Annotated in this window: 5 protein-coding genes; 2 read left to right on the top strand and 3 right to left on the bottom strand. The window is 72.6% G+C overall.

The window, feature by feature from the left end:
- On the top strand, nt 1-1,295 hold a 1,295-nt coding region (locus GXW76_RS24955; RefSeq protein ID WP_211864844.1), incomplete at its 5' end, for a tetratricopeptide repeat protein.
- A gap of 116 nt (nt 1,296-1,411) precedes the next feature.
- Nucleotides 1,412-1,978, top strand: coding sequence for a DUF4412 domain-containing protein (locus GXW76_RS24950; protein WP_211864843.1), 567 nt, complete (start codon nt 1,412-1,414; stop codon nt 1,976-1,978).
- A gap of 216 nt (nt 1,979-2,194) precedes the next feature.
- Here GXW76_RS24950 and GXW76_RS24945 read toward each other — a convergent pair whose 3' ends face one another.
- The 3 genes from GXW76_RS24945 to GXW76_RS24935 form a co-directional block, all read right to left on the bottom strand.
- Nucleotides 2,195-2,899: a class I SAM-dependent methyltransferase gene (locus GXW76_RS24945; RefSeq protein WP_246514698.1), complete on the bottom strand. Its 705-nt coding sequence runs from the start codon at nt 2,897-2,899 to the stop codon at nt 2,195-2,197.
- Nucleotides 2,900-3,016: 117 nt separating this feature from the next.
- Nucleotides 3,017-3,889 (bottom strand): DMT family transporter, encoded by an 873-nt coding sequence (locus GXW76_RS24940; protein WP_211864841.1) that lies wholly within the window; start codon nt 3,887-3,889, stop codon nt 3,017-3,019.
- Nucleotides 3,890-4,128: 239 nt separating this feature from the next.
- Nucleotides 4,129-4,392: GcrA family cell cycle regulator (locus GXW76_RS24935; protein ID WP_272876145.1), on the bottom strand; the 264-nt coding region annotated here is incomplete at its 5' end.

Genomic DNA, 4,392 nt, shown 5'->3' with positions numbered 1-4,392 from the left:
CGGCAGGCGTGGCCGCTGCGCCACCCGTCGCCGGGGGGCAGGGCGCGCAGGGGCCGGCCATCACCCGGGCCGGGGCGGAGGCACCGGCACCCCTGGCCCTGCCGGCGGGCGGAGTGGCGCAGCAGGTCCTCGCCAGCTACCGGGCCAGCCCGGCGCTGAACGAGATCGCCGACTGGCTGACCAAGATCATCGTCGGCATCGGTCTGGTGCAGGCGCGCGACATCGCCGGGTATTTCCGGCGGCTCCTCGACTACCTGCTGACCACGGCCGGGCTGGAACGCTTCCCGGTCGCGGAAGCGATCGTACCCGCGGCACTGATCGCCGGGCTGATCGCCGGCTTCTTCTGGGCCTACCTGCTGGTGGCGCTGCTGCTCAGCCGGGAACTGGCCGATGCGGCGATGGACCTCGAGGGGGCCGGCGTCCGCCGAGCCGAGGAGCAGGCGCGCAAGGCGAAGCGGGAGGCCGACAAGGCCCGCAAGGAAACCGAAGCCGCCAACGCCTTCGCAACGCGCGAGGCAGCACTGAGCGACGCCGTCGGCCTGCTGCGCAACCAGGACGTCGCCACGCTGCTGCGCGATGCCGCGCTCGACGGCGGCCGCGTGACCGCCCCGCCCGAACTGCGGGAGGCACTCGACCTGCTTTCCAACGAAGACCTGGCCGGGCAGCGCACCGCCGACGCGGTCCGCGCCTGGGCCAATGCCCATGCGCGCCTCGGCGAGTTCGGCAAGGCGATCGAGGCCTTCCGGCGCCTGACGGCGGAGCGGCCGAACGCCTACAGCTTCAGCGATCTCGCCCGGGTGCTGGAGGCGGCCGGCCGCCGCGACGAGGCGCGGGCCGCGCGCGAGCGGGCCGGCTCCACCGCAGTGACCACCATGCTGGACGTCGCCCCGCGGACCCTCGATGCGAACCGCATCCTGGACCTGCTCTACAGCCAGCCGCCGCAACCGGACGAGGCGCTGGAGGCGATCCGGCGGCTGGAGAACGAAAACGCCGCCACGCGGAGCGACGCCACGGTGCAGATGTACAAGGCCTGCGCGCTCGGCCAGAAGCACCGGCAGCTCAAGGCGCAGGAGGCACCCGACCCCGATGCGCTGCGCGCGGTGGAGGATGAGGCCTATGCGGCGCTGGCGGCCTCGCTCCGAGGCGGCATGTCGCGCGGCTGGCTGCAGCTGCTGATGGACCCGGCCCATCCCCGCAAGGCGGACGTGCCCCCCGAGCGGCGGGAGGACGACCTCGAAACCTTCAACGGCATCGAGCGCTTCCGCCAGCTCCTGGCCCCCTGGCCGGCCGGCTGAAGAGGGCGGGGCGGCGAGGCCGCATCGTGGCGGCAGCGGGAAGGCTGAACGGCTTCATCGCCGACGGCGGCGTTCCGAGGCATGCTGCACCAGCGATTCGTCCGAGGACCAAGCCCATGCGCCACGCCATCGCCGCCGCCCTGATCGCCGCCCTGCCCGTCGCCGCGCAGGCGCAGGACCGGCCGGAGATCTACCCGACACGCGATGTCGCGGTGACCTACCACGTCACCGGCGGCGGAACGGGCGCCGAGATGACCATGCTGTGGTCTGCCGCAGCCCGGCTGATGCGCATGAACATGCCCGGGGGCGCCGGCTATATGGTGGCGGACCACGCCAACCAGCGCGGGTTCATGGTCATGGAAGCGATGCGCATGATCATGGACGTGCCGATGGACCAGGCCGCCGGCTACCAGAAGGATCTGGCGAACGCCCGCTTCACCCGCGGCGGCACCGAGCGCATCGCCGGCACGGCCTGCACCGTGTGGCGCTACCAGGGGCAGGTGGGCAGCGGGGAGGCCTGCATCACGGCGGATGGCGTGATGCTGCGGGGGCAGGGTGCCTCGCAGGGGCAGCAGGGGCGGATGGAAGCGGTGCGGGTGGTCTACGCGCAGCAGGAGCCGGCGCTGTTCCGGCGCCCCCAGGGGTACCAGGCGATGCAGGTGCCGGGCGGCGGGCTGCGGTGACGGGCCGATTTCCGGCTAGTGCCCTGCCCGCGAAGTTCGCTGGATTTCCAGCGAACGATGCGAGCAAGAAGGCCACTGAAGACAAAGCCTAGTGGCCTGAGAACGACGTCCGCAGGATTTCGGAATTAGGACACCAGGTGATCGTCCGGAGCGGATCGCATACGGGTGGAATCGGCCGTATGCGCGGCCATGCTCTCGACGCGCCGAAGCGGCCGCCTATTCCGCGGCCAGCGCCTGGGCCGCGATTTCGGGGTTGCGCAGCGACACCAGGGTGAAGATGCCGGCGGGCGGGCAGGGCTCGATGCGCTCCACCGGCGTCCGTTCCGGATCCAGCAGGTCCCGCAGCGCGAAGTCCGGATGCCAGCCGAGGCGGCGGGAGAGCGGCGCCATCGCCCGCTCCACCCACCAGCGTGGCCCGCCCTCGGCGGCGAAGTGGTTGACGAAGAGCAGGTGGCCGCCGGGCCGCACGACGCGCGACATTTCCGCGAAGAGGCGCTTGGCGTCGGGCACGACGGAGGCGGTGAACATCGCGACGGCGATGTCGAAGGCGCCGTCGGCGAAGGCCATGTGCTCGGCATCCATCTCGAGCAGCCCGCTCACGTTCGGCAGCCGCTCGGTTGCCACGCGGGCCTTGGCCTTCTCGAGCATGTCGCGGGAGAGATCGATGCCGACGACCTGGAAGTCGCGGCGATAGAGCGGCAGGGCGAGCCCGGTGCCCACCCCCACTTCGAGCACCCTTGGCCCGACCAGGCGGTTCACCGCGGCGACCGCGCGGCGCCGCCCCACGCCCGAGACACCGCCGAACACGATGTCGTAAACGCCGGCCCAGCGCCGATAGGCGTCCCTGACGCTGTCGGCATCGAGCGCGACGCGCGCATGCCCGCGTTCCTCGGCCCCCTTGGCCATTCCGATGTCAGCCATCGTTTCCCTCATGCGCGGTCCGGTGCGAAACGGCCGCGAGTCGCCCGGTGCCGGAGGGCGGCCGCGCGGGAGAACCTTCGCTAAACCAGCGGCGGCGGCGGCGCAAGCGCCTCGGCGTCATGCGTTGCGGCGGGCGCGATCGGGCAGCGCGACGAGCACGCCGCCGGCGGCGATCACCACCATGCCGACCACGGTCAGCAGATCCGGCCGGTCCCCGAAGACCAGCAGCCCGGACAGCACCGCCCAGATCATCTGGGTGTAGGACATGGGTGCGAGCAGGCTGGCCGGCGCCCGGGCGAAGGCCATGACCAGCAGCCCGTGCCCCATGCCCCCCAGCACGCCGAGCAGTGCGAAGGCCGCCCAGCCCTCGGCCGAGGGCCAGGTCCATTCGAAGGGCAGTGCCGCGGAGGTCACGAGCGAGGCCGCGAAACTGGTGTGCAGGATGGTGGTGCGTGGATCGTCCACCCCGGCCAGCTTGCGGGTGAGGATCTGGTAGACGGCGAAGAGCGCCGCGGTGCCGAGCGGCAGCATCATGGCCCAGTGCACCGGCTGGCCGCCGAAGATGAAGGGCGGGCGCAGCAGCACCACGACGCCCGCGAGCCCGATCCCCACCCCGGCCCAGCGGCGCCAGCCCACGCGTTCCTTCAGCCAGACCGCAGCCAGCGCCACGGTGAAGAGCGGCGAGGCGAAGCCCACAGCCGTCGCATCCGCCAGCGGGATGTGCACCAGCGCGGTGGTGAAGAGCCAGTTGCAGGCGGCGAGCGTCAGGCTGCGCAGCGTCTGCAGCCCCGGCGCGCGGGACCGCCACGGCACCTGCCCCGTCACGATGCGCAGGGCAAGGGCGACGGTGAGGAAGCCGAAGAGAAAGCGCGCCCACATCACCTGCGGCACCGGGAAGCCGGCGGTCAGCAGCTTGATGATGGTGTCCATGGCGACAAACATCGCCAGCGCCGCGAGCTGCAGCGCCACCCCGGCCAGGCGCGAATGCATGATGGGCGCAGCATCGCCGCAATGCGCGGCGGGCGGAAGGCGTCACGGAGAGGAAAGCGGATGCGTCGCGCATCGTCTAGCGCCCCCTCCGGTGAAGAGGGACAGGCGGGCCGAGGCTGCGCCTCGGCCCGGGAGCGCAAAGCGCGACCGCGCCCAGGCAGCCCGACGCGGCCGACGCGCCAGCGCATAGCGCGCAAGCCGAGCCGGCGGATGCCGGCGCCGGCGCTTGAGGCGAAAAACTACGCCGCGTCCTCGCGGCGATCCCGCGGCTTCACATAGGCGAGAGCGGCATGCTCCAGGCAATAGGGCTTGCCAGCCATGGGCTCGCCGCCGCAGAAGCGGAAGCCGCTGGTCCCCGGCTCGCCGATCGGCCAGCAGCAGGACCGCGCACCGAGGCGCTGACGGGCGGGCGGGAAGCTCCGTACCACCGGCGCCGCCGCGGCGGCGACCCGCGGAGGCGCGGGCGGCGCCACCGGGCGCGTGACCGGCGCAGGCGCCAGGCG

This window comes from Neoroseomonas soli (assembly GCF_018129065.1).
In the GTDB taxonomy this organism is placed as follows: domain Bacteria; phylum Pseudomonadota; class Alphaproteobacteria; order Acetobacterales; family Acetobacteraceae; genus Neoroseomonas; species Neoroseomonas soli.
This window is presented reverse-complemented; position numbering and strand designations above follow the sequence as displayed.

Excerpts from the sequence above, each read along its gene's own strand:
- GXW76_RS24945 (WP_246514698.1), bottom strand. The coding sequence starts at position 2,899 with ATGGCTGACATCGGAATGGCCAAGGGGGCCGAGGAACGCGGGCATGCG.
- GXW76_RS24950 (WP_211864843.1), top strand. The coding sequence starts at position 1,412 with ATGCGCCACGCCATCGCCGCCGCCCTGATCGCCGCCCTGCCCGTCGCC.
- GXW76_RS24940 (WP_211864841.1), bottom strand. The coding sequence starts at position 3,889 with ATGCATTCGCGCCTGGCCGGGGTGGCGCTGCAGCTCGCGGCGCTGGCG.